Genomic DNA, 12,849 nt, shown 5'->3' with positions numbered 1-12,849 from the left:
TAATGCACTTTGCGCAAATGATACTACAGTCTCAATATGGTTCCATCTTAACCAACTCGCTTCATTATCCAGCAGTGAAAGAACATAAATATCCAATAAAAAGTGAGCTGTTAGCGCATTCATAGAAGGATGTTCAGATGCCTCGTCAAATTTATATTGCGACCACGACAGATACCAAAGGTGAAGAGCTGACATATGTCAGTGAATTGATTAAAGCCACCGGCTTGACGACAGTCACGGTTGATTTATCGACGAAAGAAGGTCCACGGGCCAGTGGTGCGGATATCTCGGCTGAGATGGTCGCGAGCTATCACCCGGATGGACGACAAGCGGTCTTTTGTGGTGATCGAGGGCGGGCGATAAGTGCAATGGCGCTGGCTTTCGAGGGGTTTATTAATAGCCGTGAGGATGTTGCTGCACTGTTAGGTCTGGGGGGATCTGGCGGCACGGCATTAATCACTCCTGCAATGCAAAGTTTGCCCATCGGTATTCCTAAACTGATGGTTTCTACTATGGCTTCGGGTGATGTTTCCGGTTATATCGACGCGAGTGATATCGCCATGATGTATTCAGTCACCGATATTGCCGGGCTTAATCGTATTTCTCGCCGAGTATTGAGTAATGCCGCCCATCAAATTGCCGGAGCGGTTTACTTTGCCAAAGCTGAGGTGGCAACCGATGACAAGCCGGCGCTGGGGTTGACCATGTTTGGCGTAACCACTCCCTGTATCCAGGCGGTCAGTGCGGCATTGTCGTCAGAATATGATTGTCTGGTTTTCCACGCCACGGGCAGTGGCGGTAAGGCGATGGAAAAATTAGCTGAAAGTGGCTTATTGGCCGGAGCGCTGGACCTGACCACCACCGAAGTGTGTGACTTGTTATTTGATGGCGTATTAGCCTGTGGGCCAGAACGATTCGATACTATTGCCCACACTAATATCCCTTACGTCGGCTCCTGTGGTGCCTTGGATATGGTCAATTTTGGTAGCCCAGCAACCATTCCTGCAAAATATTCAGACCGTTTATTCTATAAACATAATGCGCAAGTCACGTTAATGCGCACCACTGAGCAAGAAAATATCCAAATGGCGCGTTGGATTGGCGAGAAACTCAATCGTTGTCAGGGGGAGGTGCGCTTCTTAATTCCAGAGGGCGGCTTCTCGGCATTGGATGCTCCCGGTCAGCCGTTCTGGGATGAAAAAGCCCTGAAAGCCTTTATTCAAACACTGGAAGAGACCGTTATTCAAACCGACAAACGCCGCTTAGTGCATTATCCGTTCAATATTAATGATCCTGAATTTGCACAGGCTGCGGTAGAAAACTTTAAAGAAATAGCAAAAAGCCCAACCCATTAGGGCCATTTAATTAGGGGAGAAACATATGCCAAAATTTCAGCGTCAGGCCATATTAGCCAAATTCCGGGACATGATTGCCCGTCGCGAACCCATTATCGGCGGCGGTGCGGGAACGGGGTTGTCAGCCAAATGTGAAGAAGCGGGTGGTATTGATTTAATCGTTATCTATAACTCAGGCCGTTACCGTATGGCGGGGCGTGGTTCGCTGGCGGGGTTGCTTGCGTATGGCAATGCCAATGAAATCGTGGTCGACATGGCCAAAGAGGTACTGCCAGTCGTCAAAAATACACCGGTACTGGCTGGTGTGAATGGCACAGACCCATTCTGCCAGTTCGATCACTTTTTGGACCAGTTGAAAGACTTGGGTTTTTCTGGCGTGCAGAACTTCCCAACCGTTGGTTTAATTGATGGTAACTTCCGCGCAAATCTTGAAGAAACGGGCATGGGTTATGGCCTTGAAGTAGAAATGATCCGCTTGGCTCATGAAAAAGATTTGCTGACGACGCCTTATGTCTTCAGTGCGGCGGATGCTGTCGCCATGACGCAAGCGGGGGCCGATATTATTGTTCCTCATATGGGGCTGACGACCGGCGGTAATATTGGTGCTGATACGGCGCTGAAATTGGCCGATTGCGTGCCATTGATTAATGAGTGGGCGGCCGCAGCAAAAGCTGTGCGTGAGGATATTATTGTCTTGTGCCACGGCGGGCCAATTTCGACCCCGGAAGACGCTCAGTACATCATGGATAATTGCCCACAATGTGATGGATTCTACGGTGCCAGTTCTATGGAGCGGTTACCGACCGAAATTGCACTGACAGACACCACTAAGCAGTTTAAAAATATAAAACGTTGATATTTGCCAATACCAAAGGGAAAGCCTGTTTGTGAATTTTGCCTGATTATTGGTTGAATGAAGATGCAGGGTACACAAAACCGAGGCTGCTGTAGGCCTCGGTTTTTTTTACTCACATCACTCTACGTCGCACTTTCTGATATTCGTTAGGGAGTACCTACTTTTAACCGGTTGACAGTCTTTTTCTTCTCGGCGTAACATGCGCGCACTATTCTTGATGAGGACATTCGCCTTGGACACACCCAGTAGATACTGGCTCAAAAACCTGTTCATATGGTGCAACTTCTAAGGCTATCCTCATCTTTGCTGATAGCCTTCGTGGTTGTCAGCGACCCCGCTAAACCGTCGCTTTGAGTCAGATCTCCTTATGGTCTGAAACAAACGGTATTTCAATACTCACCTGTTTCTGTGCTTCAATGCGTTTCCCCTATCCACACCGCAAGGGAGTTTTGGCACATGCTGAGCGCATTTAAATTAAGTAACAATCGCTTATCCCGTTTGGAGCTGGATGAATCAGATGACCTGACTACCTCACTTTGGGTCGATTTAGTCGAGCCGGAAGAGGGGGAGCGGGAACGCGTCCAGTCTGAATTGGGGCAAAGCCTGGCCACTCGGCCAGAGCTGGATGATATCGAAGCCTCCGCACGATTCTTTGAAGATGAGGATGGTCTGCATATCCACTCCTTCTTCTACTACGAAGATGCAGAAGACCACGCCGGTAACTCGACTGTGGCATTTACTATCCGTGATGGCCGTCTCTATACCCTGCGTGAGCGCGAATTACCGGCATTTCGGTTGTACCGTATGCGTGCACGTAACCAGACGCTGGTTGATGGCAATGCTTATGAACTGTTGTTGGATCTGTTCGAAACCAAAATTGAACAGCTAGCTGATGAAATCGAAAATATTTACAGCGATTTGGAAGCACTGAGCCGCGTCATTATGGAAGGTCAGCAAGGTGATGAGTATGATGCGGCGCTGTCTACCTTAGCAGAGCAGGAAGATATCGGCTGGAAAGTTCGATTGTGTCTGATGGATACTCAGCGGGCGCTGAATTTTCTGGTACGCAAAGCGCGTTTGCCAAGCAGCCAATTGGAACAGGCACGCGAGGTCCTGCGCGATATCGAATCTCTGTTGCCACATAATGAATCCCTGTTCCAGAAAGTTAACTTCCTGATGCAGGCGGCGATGGGCTTTATCAATATCGAGCAGAACCGCATTATCAAGATCTTCTCAGTGGTCTCGGTGGTCTTCCTGCCTCCAACATTGGTGGCATCCAGCTACGGGATGAACTTTGAGTTTATGCCTGAGCTGCGCTGGTCGTTCGGTTACCCAGGGGCAATTAGCTTGATGATTATTGCCGGTTTAGCGCCATACCTGTATTTCAAACGTAAAAACTGGCTTTAGTCTGACGCTTGGAGTTGCAGGCGTTAGCTGCAACTCCAGTTCTTGGGGGAGCGTGATGGTTAGGTACGTAGCTTGCGTTGGGTGTAGAGCGCATCTAGCGTAAACAGTAACAATGCCGCCCAGATAAAGGCGAAAGTCACCATTTTATCGTTACCGATAGTCTCTCCGTAGAAGGTTACTGCCAGAATAAACATCAGTGTTGGCCCCAAATACTGGAAGAAGCCCAGCGTAGACAGGCGCAAACGGGTAGCCGCAGCGGTGAAGAACAGCAGCGGAATAGTGGTTATCACCCCGGCGGCGGCTAATAAGATATTCAGAGACCAGGTATTGGCGCTCAGGTGGCTGGTTGGGCTATCGGCAATAAAGAACAGATAGACTGCCGCGATAGGCAATAACCACATAGTTTCAACCAGCATGCCCGTCTGGGCATCAATCCCAATTTTTTTGCGTATCAGGCCATATAAGGCAAAGGTGATTGCCAAACCCAGCCCAATGACGGGCAATGAGCCAAATTGCCATAGCTGAATTAACACACCGCCAAAAGCCAATGCCACAGCCACCCATTGCATCCGACGAAAACGTTCGCCAAGAAATAGCATGCCAAATAGCACATTGACCAACGGATTAATAAAGTAACCCAAACTGGCTTCCAGCATATGGTTGTGGTTGACCGCCCAGATAAACAATAGCCAGTTACTGGCAATCAATACGGCGGTAACGGCCAGCAATAACAGCCGCTTATGATTTCTACAGGCACTGCGAACTTGCGGCCAATTGCGGCTGACGGTAAGCAGTATCAGCATAAAGAAAAATGACCAGATAATCCGATGAGTCAAAATTTCGTCAGCCGGCACCTGTTGGATTAGCTTGAAATAAGCAGGGGCAATACCCCAAATAAAATAGGCAGCCAGAGCAAAGAAAATGCCCTGACGGGTTCGTTGTTTATCCATGGTGTGGCTCGGAACAAGAAAGGAGATGCGGTGAGTGTACTGAACTTCGAGCGACTAATCATCACCGATGAAGGTCTATATCTGTCATCTTTCAAGATGCAGGGGGCTGGCTAACATCATTCATCCAAGTCATTGAGTGATATCAACTCCTCGGGTTTATTCAGTTACCACCGACCTGCAACTCGAAATCTATTGGGTCTAATTACCCCACCAGATAGGTCGCTGTTGCGCTGGCGATATGAATTTGCTGTTCATTATGTAACTCAACTCGAGCCACTGATACCTTATTCCCACTGCGTAAAATACTGCTGCTGGCAATAAAATGCTCACCACGACCGGGGCGTAAATAATCGACACGCAGATCGATAGTCCCCATTTTAGCGAGTTTCATTTGCAGTTGTTCTTGAATCAATGGCTCGTGGCGAACCAGACTGTTACCAACGCAAACTAATCCGGCGGCAACATCCAGCACAGCGGCGATAACGCCACCATGTAGAATTCTTTGCGCAATATTACCCACCAGCTTGTCATTATTGTCGAAAGTAATTTCAGCGTAATCTTGCTCAAAGCGGGTTAGTTTCAGACCTAATTCACGGTTGAATGGCATGTGATAGACAAAAATCTCCCCGATGACACGGCGAGCTTCTTCTAGCGTTAAGGGTGTTACTGGCATTGTACTCTGTTCTCTTCGTTACTATTGGCTGGCAATAATATTGTAAGTTAATGAGTTGTTTATTTTATGCTCCTATTTTGTTGTTTTCCAGTCGTTAAATCATAAATATAAACAACACTAATCCCAGATAACATTTGTGTGTAGAATGAGCTGTTTTCATTACAAATAGAAATAATTCGTAAGGTGATGGGGGAATAATGGGAAGATTTTGGCAGATATTAATGGCTTTGTTACTGGTGCCAGCATTGGCGCAAGCAGAAGTCGCAACGGTTGAGAAGATTCACGACGCGCCTACGGTGCGTGGCAGTATTATCGCGGCAATGTTGCAGGATCACGATAATCCATTCCTGCTTTATCCGTATGAAACTAACTATCTACTGTATACCTATACTAGTGATATCAATAAAAACGCCATCAGCTCTTATGACTGGGCTGAAAATGCCAAAAAGGACGAAGTTAAATTCCAACTGAGTTTAGGCTTTCCGATCTGGCGTGGTATTGCGGGTGATAATTCATTACTGGGTGCGTCCTACACCCAGCGTTCTTGGTGGCAGGCATCCAATAAAGATGAATCTTCGCCTTTCCGTGAAACCAACTATGAACCGCAATTATTCCTAGCATGGGCAACCGATTATGAGTTTGCCGGCTGGACATTCCGTGAAGTCGAGTTTGGTTATAACCACCAGTCAAATGGTAAGGCAGACCCAACGTCACGTAGCTGGGATCGTATTTATACCCGTGTCATGGCCCAGCGCGGTGACTTGGAAATTGACCTGAAACCTTGGTATCGTCTGCCTGAAAGCGATGAAAAAGATGATAACCCGGATATCAATAAGTACATGGGTTATTACCGCCTGAAAGTCGGTTATGCATTGGGTAATAGTGTGTTCAGTGTTGATGGCCACTATAACTGGAATACCGGTTACGGCGGCGCTGAAATGGGTTGGAGCTACCCTATCACTAAGCATGTTCGTTTCTATACCCAAGTGTTCAGCGGTTATGGCGAATCAATGATTGACTATAACTTTAGGCAAACTCGGGTGGGTATGGGTATCATGTTGAATGATGTCCTTTAACGTCATCCGGCGTTAGAAAAGTTTTAGACACAGGCCGGTTAGCCGGCCTGTGCAGATCTAATAGTTGGGGAAGAGTGTGTCAACCGCAGCAGTGATAAATCGGGAATTACTGGCAGAGCAAGTATTGCGAGAGACTTTCGGCTACCAGCAATTCCGGCCCGGACAACAGGAAATTATCAACGCCACCCTATCAGGACAAGATTGTCTGGTAGTGATGCCAACCGGCGGGGGTAAATCCTTGTGTTATCAGATTCCGGCGCTGGTGACAGATGGGCTGACACTGGTGGTTTCTCCTTTAATCTCCCTGATGAAAGATCAGGTTGACCAACTGCTGGCTTATGGCGTGGGGGCGGGGTGCTTAAACTCATCGCAAACACGTGAACAGCAATTAGCGGTGATGGATGGGTGTCGCAGCGGTCAGATTAAGCTGCTATATATCGCGCCAGAACGTCTGGTGATGGACAGTTTTCTTGATCAACTGCATCAGTGGCGTCCTGCGTTATTGGCGGTGGATGAAGCGCACTGTATCTCCCAATGGGGGCATGATTTCCGCCCAGAATACCGTGCTCTGGGCCAGTTAAAGCAACGCTTCCCTGATTTGCCCGTTATTGCACTGACCGCCACAGCCGACGAAGCGACGCGTGGCGATATTGTGCGTTTGCTCAATTTGGATCAGCCGCTGATTCAGGTCAGCAGCTTTGACCGCCCCAATATCCGCTACACGCTGGTCGAGAAGTTTAAACCGCTCGATCAACTGTGGCGTTTTGTCCAAGACCAGCGTGGTAAAAGTGGCATTATTTACTGCAACAGCCGGGCAAAAGTGGAAGACACCACCGCTCGTTTGCAAAGCCGTGGCCTGAGCGTTGCCGCTTATCACGCCGGGCTGGATAATGAACGTCGCGCACAAGTGCAAGAAGCATTTCAGCGTGATGACTTGCAAGTCGTGGTTGCCACGGTGGCTTTCGGTATGGGGATAAACAAACCCAACGTTCGCTTTGTGGTGCATTTTGACATTCCTCGCACGATTGAATCTTACTATCAGGAAACGGGCCGTGCGGGGCGTGATGGTTTACCCGCAGAAGCCATGCTGCTGTATGACCCGGCAGATATGGCGTGGCTGCGCCGCTGTCTAGAAGAGAAGCCCGCTGGTGCACAACAAGATATTGAGCGACATAAACTTAATGCGATGGGGGCTTTTGCTGAAGCGCAAACCTGCCGTCGATTGGTTTTGCTCAACTATTTTGGTGAGGGCAAACAGCAATCTTGTGGTAACTGTGATATCTGCCTTGACCCACCAAAGCGCTACGATGGGCTAGCTGACGCGCAAAAAGCGTTGTCATGCGTATATCGGGTGGGGCAGCGTTTTGGTTTGGGGTATATCGTTGAAGTATTGCGCGGGGCCAATAATCAGCGTATTCGTGAATTTGGCCATGACAAACTCTCGGTGTACGGTATTGGCCGCGAACAAAGCCATGAACACTGGGTCAGTGTATTACGTCAGCTTATTCACCTCGGTTTATTGAGCCAAAATATTGCGATGTTCTCCGCCTTACAGTTGACGGAAGCGGCACGTCCGATACTGCGTGCTGAATTACCCTTACAACTGGCTGTACCGCGTATTCAGAGCTTAAAAGTGCGCAGTAGTGCCAACCAGAAATCTTATGGCGGCAATTATGATCGCAAATTGTTCGCGAAGTTACGCAAACTGCGTAAATCTATCGCCGATGAGGGCAATATTCCGCCTTATGTGGTGTTTAATGACGCGACCTTGCTAGAGATGGCTGAACAGATGCCCATTACCGCCAGCGAGCTATTGAGTGTCAATGGTGTTGGGCAACGTAAACTGGAGCGTTTTGGCGCGCCGTTTATGGCGATGATCCGTGACCATGTTGATAATAACGATGACTAACACATCACTTTTCCTGCGATGAGAACCTATCCATGTTAATGCTATTTTTGACAGTTGCATTGGTGCATTTGGTGGCGCTAATGAGCCCAGGGCCAGATTTCTTTTTTGTCTCGCAAACCGCCGCCAGCCGCTCGCGGGGTGAGGCGATGATGGGGGTGGTTGGGATTTCGCTGGGCATTGTTATCTGGGCGGGTGTGGCGCTCATGGGGCTGAATCTGATTTTGCAGAAAATGGCTTGGTTGCATCAGATTATTATGGTCGGCGGTGGCTTGTATTTATGCTGGATGGGTTGGCAGTTGCTAAAATCTGCCCGTGCAAAACGGGAGCCTTCAGAGGCTGAGGTGCACGTTGTGTTGCCTGCCCGTGGCCGGACTTTTATTCGCGGTTTTTTGACCAATCTTTCAAACCCTAAAGCGGTTATTTATTTTGGCAGCGTTTTCTCTCTATTTGTGGGGGATGATGTCAGTGCTGGCGCTCGCTGGGGTTTATTTGTCCTGATTGTTGGGGAAACGTTCGTCTGGTTTAGCGTGGTGGCTTGTGTGTTTGCCTTGCCGGTTATGCGCCGTGGCTATCAGCGGTTATCCCGATGGATTGATGGTTTGGCTGGGGTGTTATTCGCGGGCTTTGGTATTCATCTGATTTTATCCCGCTAATGGACAAGCCCAACCGTTCAGCGTCAGTTGGGCCACTCATCTTATACTTTTCTGGCGGTGGCCAGTAATGCACCGACCAGCATAAATAGGCCGCCAAATACTCGATTCAGTAATTTCATTTGGTGTGGTGATTTAATCCAGCCAGCAATTCGTGTTGCCAGAGTGGCATAGCCAATCATCACAATGATATCGACAATCACACTGGTGCAACCAAGAATCAGATATTGCGCCACCTGCGGTTGATGCGGCAGCACAAATTGTGGGAATAACGCGGCCAGAAAAACAATGCTTTTCGGGTTGGTCAGGTTAACAAACACTGCGCGTTTAAAGAGCTTACGCCGTGGCATGCTGTTGGCCAGTGCATGCAGATCCAGTGCGCCCGCTGCACGCCATTGCTGAATGCCGAGCCAGATTAAATACGCCGCCCCGAGCCATTTTAAGATTTCAAATGCCAATAAAGATTGTGAAATCAATGCGCCAAGGCCCACGCCAACCAGCACAATATGTACCGCTAGCCCAAGCTGTAATCCGCAGATTGAGGCAACAACTCCGCGAGTACCATGGCTGATAGCGGTGCTCATGGTGTTAATAGCACCTGAGCCGGGGGACAAACTGAGGATCAGTGTTGTCAGCAAATAGGTTAGCCACCAGTCTAAGGTCATCGGCAAAACTCCCTGAATGTGCAATTTTATGCCACAATACTCCATTGCTAATAGTTGTGCTACGGCTCACAGAATGATGATTTGTTCACTGAACAGCGAGCGATGCTATGCCGTTAGATAATCATATGAATAACTGGCTGACCCGCGAAGAGCAGTTTGCTGCTTTTGTTAACGGGCCATTGTTAGATTTTTGGCAGCAGCGTGATGAAGATGAATTTATTGGGGTCGATAATATCCCTATTCGCTACGTCCGCTTTTGCGCACCGCAACATACCCGCGTGGTGGTGGTCGTGCCCGGCCGCATTGAAAGTTACGTTAAATATCCTGAAGTAGCCTATGATCTTTTTCAGCAGGGTTTTGATGTCATTGTGCTGGATCATCGCGGGCAGGGTAAATCCGGGCGGCTACTGGAAGATCATAATCGTGGTCATGTGATCAAGTTCGATGATTATATTGAAGATTTTTCGCAGTTAGTGCAGCGTGAATTAACGGATAGCCATTATCAGCAGCGCTTTGCTTTAGCTCATTCCATGGGTGGCGCAATTCTGACACGTTTTTTGGCAAGAGAGCCGCAGGCGTTTGATGCTGTTGCACTCTGCGCGCCGATGTTTGGTATCCATTTGCCGATGCCGGGCTGGCTGGCCCACCGTATTGTCGACTGGGCCGAAGGGCACCAAAAGCTGCGAGATTATTACGCCATTGGCACGGGCCAGTGGCGACCACTGCCGTATCTGGTCAATATGTTGACTCACAGCCGCGAGCGCTATCGCCGCTATTTGCGCCAATATGCTGATACCCCCGAAATCCGTGTGGGCGGGCCAACGTATCATTGGATCCGCGAAAGCCTGTTGGTGGGTGAGCAAATTATTGCCGAGGCAGACAAAATTACGACGCCGGTCCTGTTATTGCAGGCCAGCGAGGATCGGGTGGTTCATAACCCGGCCCACGACGCTTTTTCTCAGGCAATGACTCTGGCGGGGCACCCTTGCGAAGGGGGGCAGCCTATGGTCATTCACGGCGCACGCCATGAGATCCTGTTCGAGCGGGACACACTGCGTGCCGAGGCGCTAGGCGCCATATTGCGCTTTTTTGCACAACACAAAACAATCAGTCGGCCAGTAGACCCCGACGTCACCAGAGGTTAGAACATACCGCTATGTATCATGTTGTTGCTTCCGATTTAGATGGCACTTTGCTGTCACCTGACCACATCCTGACGCCCTATGCCAAAGAGACACTGAAGCTGCTGACACAGCGTGATGTGCACTTTGTGTTTGCGACCGGCCGCCATCACATCGATGTGGCGCAAATTCGCGATAGCCTAGAGATCAGCGCCTTTATGATCACCTCCAACGGCGCGCGCGTACATAACACGGCAGGGGAGCTGATTTTCAGTCATAACCTTGATGCCGATATTGCCCATGATTTGTACAACATTGAGCACCATAATCCGGATATTCTGACCAACGTTTATTTGAATGATGAATGGTATATGAACCGGGAAAGCCCGGCGCAGAAAGAGTTTTTCCGCGAATCGGTGTTTAACTATCAAGTGTTCGAGCCGGCTTTATTGCCTACTGAAGGGGTATGTAAGGTTTACTTCACTTGTGAAGATCATGACAAATTATTGATTTTAGAAGAAGCCATCAATGCACGTTGGGGCGATCGCGTGAATGTCAGTTTCTCCTTCCCGACATGTTTGGAAGTGATGGGCGGCGGGGTCTCTAAGGGCCACGCGCTTGAGCAAGTTGCCAAAATCATTGGTTATTCACTGAAGGAGTGTATCGCGTTTGGTGATGGTATGAATGATTTGGAAATGCTGTCTATGTCTGGCAAAGGCTGCATTATGCGTGATGCGCATCAGCGCCTGAAAGATATGTTGCCGAACTTGGAAGTGATTGGCTCAAATGTTGATGACGCGGTGCCACACTATCTGCGCAAGATGTTTTTAGGGACAGATAAGTAATTCATTATTTCATCTTTCAATCCGTAGGGATGTTGCCGCCTACCCGCAACTCGGAATCTCTTGGGTAGAGTAAAATAGAGCGATAAACAAAAAAATGGCGCACTCATTATAAGTGCGCCATTTTCATATTCTAGGGAATGTCAGACCATCAGCTTACTGATGTTGTCCCTGTTTTTGCAGGAACTGCACCCCTTTATCAGGGAAGTCAGTAAAGACCCCGTCAACCTGTGCTTGATTGTAGATAATATCGAACAACTGATTAACGTCGGTGGCGTATTTCGGCAGTTTATCAGCCCGGATGGTATACGGATGAACCATCATATTGCTGGCATGGGCTTCTTTCACCATATTGGTCAACTTGATGTTATCTGGTGTAGAGCTTTCCACAACCAACATATGGTAGTCAGGACCGATGCCGTCAGCGTATTGCGCGACTTGTTTCATCGCGCCCGGCTTGAACATCCAGTCGTAGCTGTAATTAACCCACTTGCCGTCAGCTTTCTGTTCGTAGGTCTCATTCCAGTCGGTATAGGCCACCAGTTGAACCAGTTTCAGGTTCATGCCCATCTTCGGTTCCAGTTCGTTCTTGATACGTTTTAATTCATTTGCATCAAAACATTGCAGATAAACTTTATCGGCTTTGGTGGTGTAACCGTATTGTTTGAGCACTTCCAACACCTTGGTGGAAATATCTTTCCCTTCTTGCTGATGGAACCAAGGTGCTTTGATTTCAGGATAAATACCAATGTTTTTACCGGTTGAATGATTTAGCCCCTGAACAAATTCAATCTCTTCCTGGAAGGTGTGCACACGGAAGTCTGATTTGCCCATAGGGAAGCGGCCTGGGAAGCTCTGTACTTTTTTGCCATCTTTACCAATATCAAAGCCTTCGGTAAATTTCAGTGACTTGATCTCTGGCAGTGTAAAATCAATGGCGTAATAACGACCATCCTTACGTGCGCGGTCAGGGAAGCGGTCGGCAACATCTGTCACTCGATCCAGATAATGGTCATGCAGAACCACTAACTCATTATCTTTGGTCATCACCAAGTCTTGTTCAAGATAATCGGAACCTTGTGCGTAGGCCATAGCTTTGGCTGGCAGAGAGTGCTCAGGTAAATAGCCACTGGCACCACGATGCGCGATAACGATTTTGTCTGCGGAAGGTTTGGTGAGTGTGGATTTGTCCGAGGAAGATGACTCTGCCGCGTGTGCCATACCCGCTACTGAAGATGCCAAAATGATGCTTGCCGCCAAGGTTTTTATATGAATTTGCATTGATTATGCTCCATTTATCAATTTCAAGGTATGAAAAAGGCTGTGGCGCTATACATCCATAGAT

General features: G+C 48.5%; 12 protein-coding genes. 8 read left to right on the top strand and 4 right to left on the bottom strand.

Going from position 1 to position 12,849, the window contains the following annotated elements; genetic code table 11:
* Nucleotides 1-137 precede the first annotated feature (137 nt).
* The 3 genes from HUZ92_RS15565 to corA all read left to right on the top strand — a co-directional run bounded on the left by HUZ92_RS15565 (nucleotide 138) and on the right by corA (nucleotide 3,618).
* Complete coding sequence (locus tag HUZ92_RS15565; RefSeq protein WP_145580144.1) at nucleotides 138-1,355, top strand: Tm-1-like ATP-binding domain-containing protein; 1,218 nt, start codon at nucleotides 138-140, stop codon at nucleotides 1,353-1,355.
* 25 nt (nucleotides 1,356-1,380) lie between these two features.
* Complete coding sequence (locus HUZ92_RS15560; RefSeq protein ID WP_050100964.1) at nucleotides 1,381-2,211, top strand: phosphoenolpyruvate hydrolase family protein; 831 nt, start codon at nucleotides 1,381-1,383, stop codon at nucleotides 2,209-2,211.
* A gap of 456 nt (nucleotides 2,212-2,667) precedes the next feature.
* Entirely contained in the window at nucleotides 2,668-3,618 is a 951-nt protein-coding gene (corA, locus tag HUZ92_RS15555; RefSeq protein WP_050100965.1) for a magnesium/cobalt transporter CorA, read from the top strand.
* A gap of 59 nt (nucleotides 3,619-3,677) precedes the next feature.
* Here corA and rarD read toward each other — a convergent pair whose 3' ends face one another.
* Both rarD and HUZ92_RS15545 read right to left on the bottom strand, forming a co-directional pair.
* Nucleotides 3,678-4,568, bottom strand: coding sequence for an EamA family transporter RarD (rarD, locus tag HUZ92_RS15550; RefSeq protein WP_050100966.1), 891 nt, complete (start codon nucleotides 4,566-4,568; stop codon nucleotides 3,678-3,680).
* Nucleotides 4,569-4,770: 202 nt separating this feature from the next.
* Nucleotides 4,771-5,241: a thioesterase family protein gene (locus tag HUZ92_RS15545; RefSeq protein WP_050100967.1), complete on the bottom strand. Its 471-nt coding sequence runs from the start codon at nucleotides 5,239-5,241 to the stop codon at nucleotides 4,771-4,773.
* Nucleotides 5,242-5,438: 197 nt separating this feature from the next.
* On the opposite strand from HUZ92_RS15545, the gene pldA reads away from it, so the two are divergent.
* The 3 genes from pldA (at nucleotide 5,439) to rhtC (ending at nucleotide 8,879) form a co-directional block, all read left to right on the top strand.
* Nucleotides 5,439-6,317, top strand: coding sequence for a phospholipase A (gene pldA / locus HUZ92_RS15540; protein WP_050100968.1), 879 nt, complete (start codon nucleotides 5,439-5,441; stop codon nucleotides 6,315-6,317).
* A 76-nt stretch (nucleotides 6,318-6,393) separates the two neighbouring features.
* Nucleotides 6,394-8,226 (top strand): ATP-dependent DNA helicase RecQ, encoded by a 1,833-nt coding sequence (recQ, locus tag HUZ92_RS15535; protein WP_050100969.1) that lies wholly within the window; start codon nucleotides 6,394-6,396, stop codon nucleotides 8,224-8,226.
* 32 nt (nucleotides 8,227-8,258) lie between these two features.
* A complete protein-coding gene (gene rhtC / locus HUZ92_RS15530) occupies nucleotides 8,259-8,879 on the top strand; it encodes a threonine export protein RhtC (protein WP_050141120.1) in 621 nt (206 codons plus the stop codon).
* A gap of 41 nt (nucleotides 8,880-8,920) precedes the next feature.
* Here the strand turns inward: rhtC and rhtB are convergent, their stop codons facing one another.
* Complete coding sequence (rhtB, locus tag HUZ92_RS15525; protein WP_050100971.1) at nucleotides 8,921-9,541, bottom strand: homoserine/homoserine lactone efflux protein; 621 nt, start codon at nucleotides 9,539-9,541, stop codon at nucleotides 8,921-8,923.
* A 107-nt stretch (nucleotides 9,542-9,648) separates the two neighbouring features.
* Between rhtB and pldB the strand changes: the two genes are divergently transcribed.
* Nucleotides 9,649-10,686: a lysophospholipase L2 gene (gene pldB, locus HUZ92_RS15520; RefSeq protein WP_050100972.1), complete on the top strand. Its 1,038-nt coding sequence runs from the start codon at nucleotides 9,649-9,651 to the stop codon at nucleotides 10,684-10,686.
* Between the two features lie 11 nt (nucleotides 10,687-10,697).
* Nucleotides 10,698-11,507 carry a sugar/pyridoxal phosphate phosphatase YigL gene (gene yigL / locus HUZ92_RS15515; RefSeq protein WP_050100973.1) on the top strand — a complete coding sequence of 270 codons (810 nt, stop codon included), beginning with the start codon at nucleotides 10,698-10,700 and terminating at the stop codon, nucleotides 11,505-11,507.
* A gap of 153 nt (nucleotides 11,508-11,660) precedes the next feature.
* Here yigL and glpQ read toward each other — a convergent pair whose 3' ends face one another.
* Nucleotides 11,661-12,785: a glycerophosphodiester phosphodiesterase gene (gene glpQ / locus HUZ92_RS15510; protein WP_050100974.1), complete on the bottom strand. Its 1,125-nt coding sequence runs from the start codon at nucleotides 12,783-12,785 to the stop codon at nucleotides 11,661-11,663.
* Nucleotides 12,786-12,849: the final 64 nt, after the last annotated feature.

The organism is Yersinia vastinensis, from assembly GCF_902726565.1.
In the GTDB taxonomy this organism is placed as follows: domain Bacteria; phylum Pseudomonadota; class Gammaproteobacteria; order Enterobacterales; family Enterobacteriaceae; genus Yersinia; species Yersinia vastinensis.
This window is presented reverse-complemented; position numbering and strand designations above follow the sequence as displayed.

Coding starts and splice junctions, on each gene's coding strand:
- rarD (WP_050100966.1), bottom strand. CDS start 4,568: ATGGATAAACAACGAACCCGTCAGGGCATTTTCTTTGCTCTGGCTGCC.
- pldA (WP_050100968.1), top strand. CDS start 5,439: ATGGGAAGATTTTGGCAGATATTAATGGCTTTGTTACTGGTGCCAGCA.
- pldB (WP_050100972.1), top strand. CDS start 9,649: ATGCCGTTAGATAATCATATGAATAACTGGCTGACCCGCGAAGAGCAG.
- glpQ (WP_050100974.1), bottom strand. CDS start 12,785: ATGCAAATTCATATAAAAACCTTGGCGGCAAGCATCATTTTGGCATCT.
- rhtC (WP_050141120.1), top strand. CDS start 8,259: ATGTTAATGCTATTTTTGACAGTTGCATTGGTGCATTTGGTGGCGCTA.
- yigL (WP_050100973.1), top strand. CDS start 10,698: ATGTATCATGTTGTTGCTTCCGATTTAGATGGCACTTTGCTGTCACCT.
- corA (WP_050100965.1), top strand. CDS start 2,668: ATGCTGAGCGCATTTAAATTAAGTAACAATCGCTTATCCCGTTTGGAG.
- rhtB (WP_050100971.1), bottom strand. CDS start 9,541: ATGACCTTAGACTGGTGGCTAACCTATTTGCTGACAACACTGATCCTC.
- HUZ92_RS15565 (WP_145580144.1), top strand. CDS start 138: ATGCCTCGTCAAATTTATATTGCGACCACGACAGATACCAAAGGTGAA.
- HUZ92_RS15545 (WP_050100967.1), bottom strand. CDS start 5,241: ATGCCAGTAACACCCTTAACGCTAGAAGAAGCTCGCCGTGTCATCGGG.
- HUZ92_RS15560 (WP_050100964.1), top strand. CDS start 1,381: ATGCCAAAATTTCAGCGTCAGGCCATATTAGCCAAATTCCGGGACATG.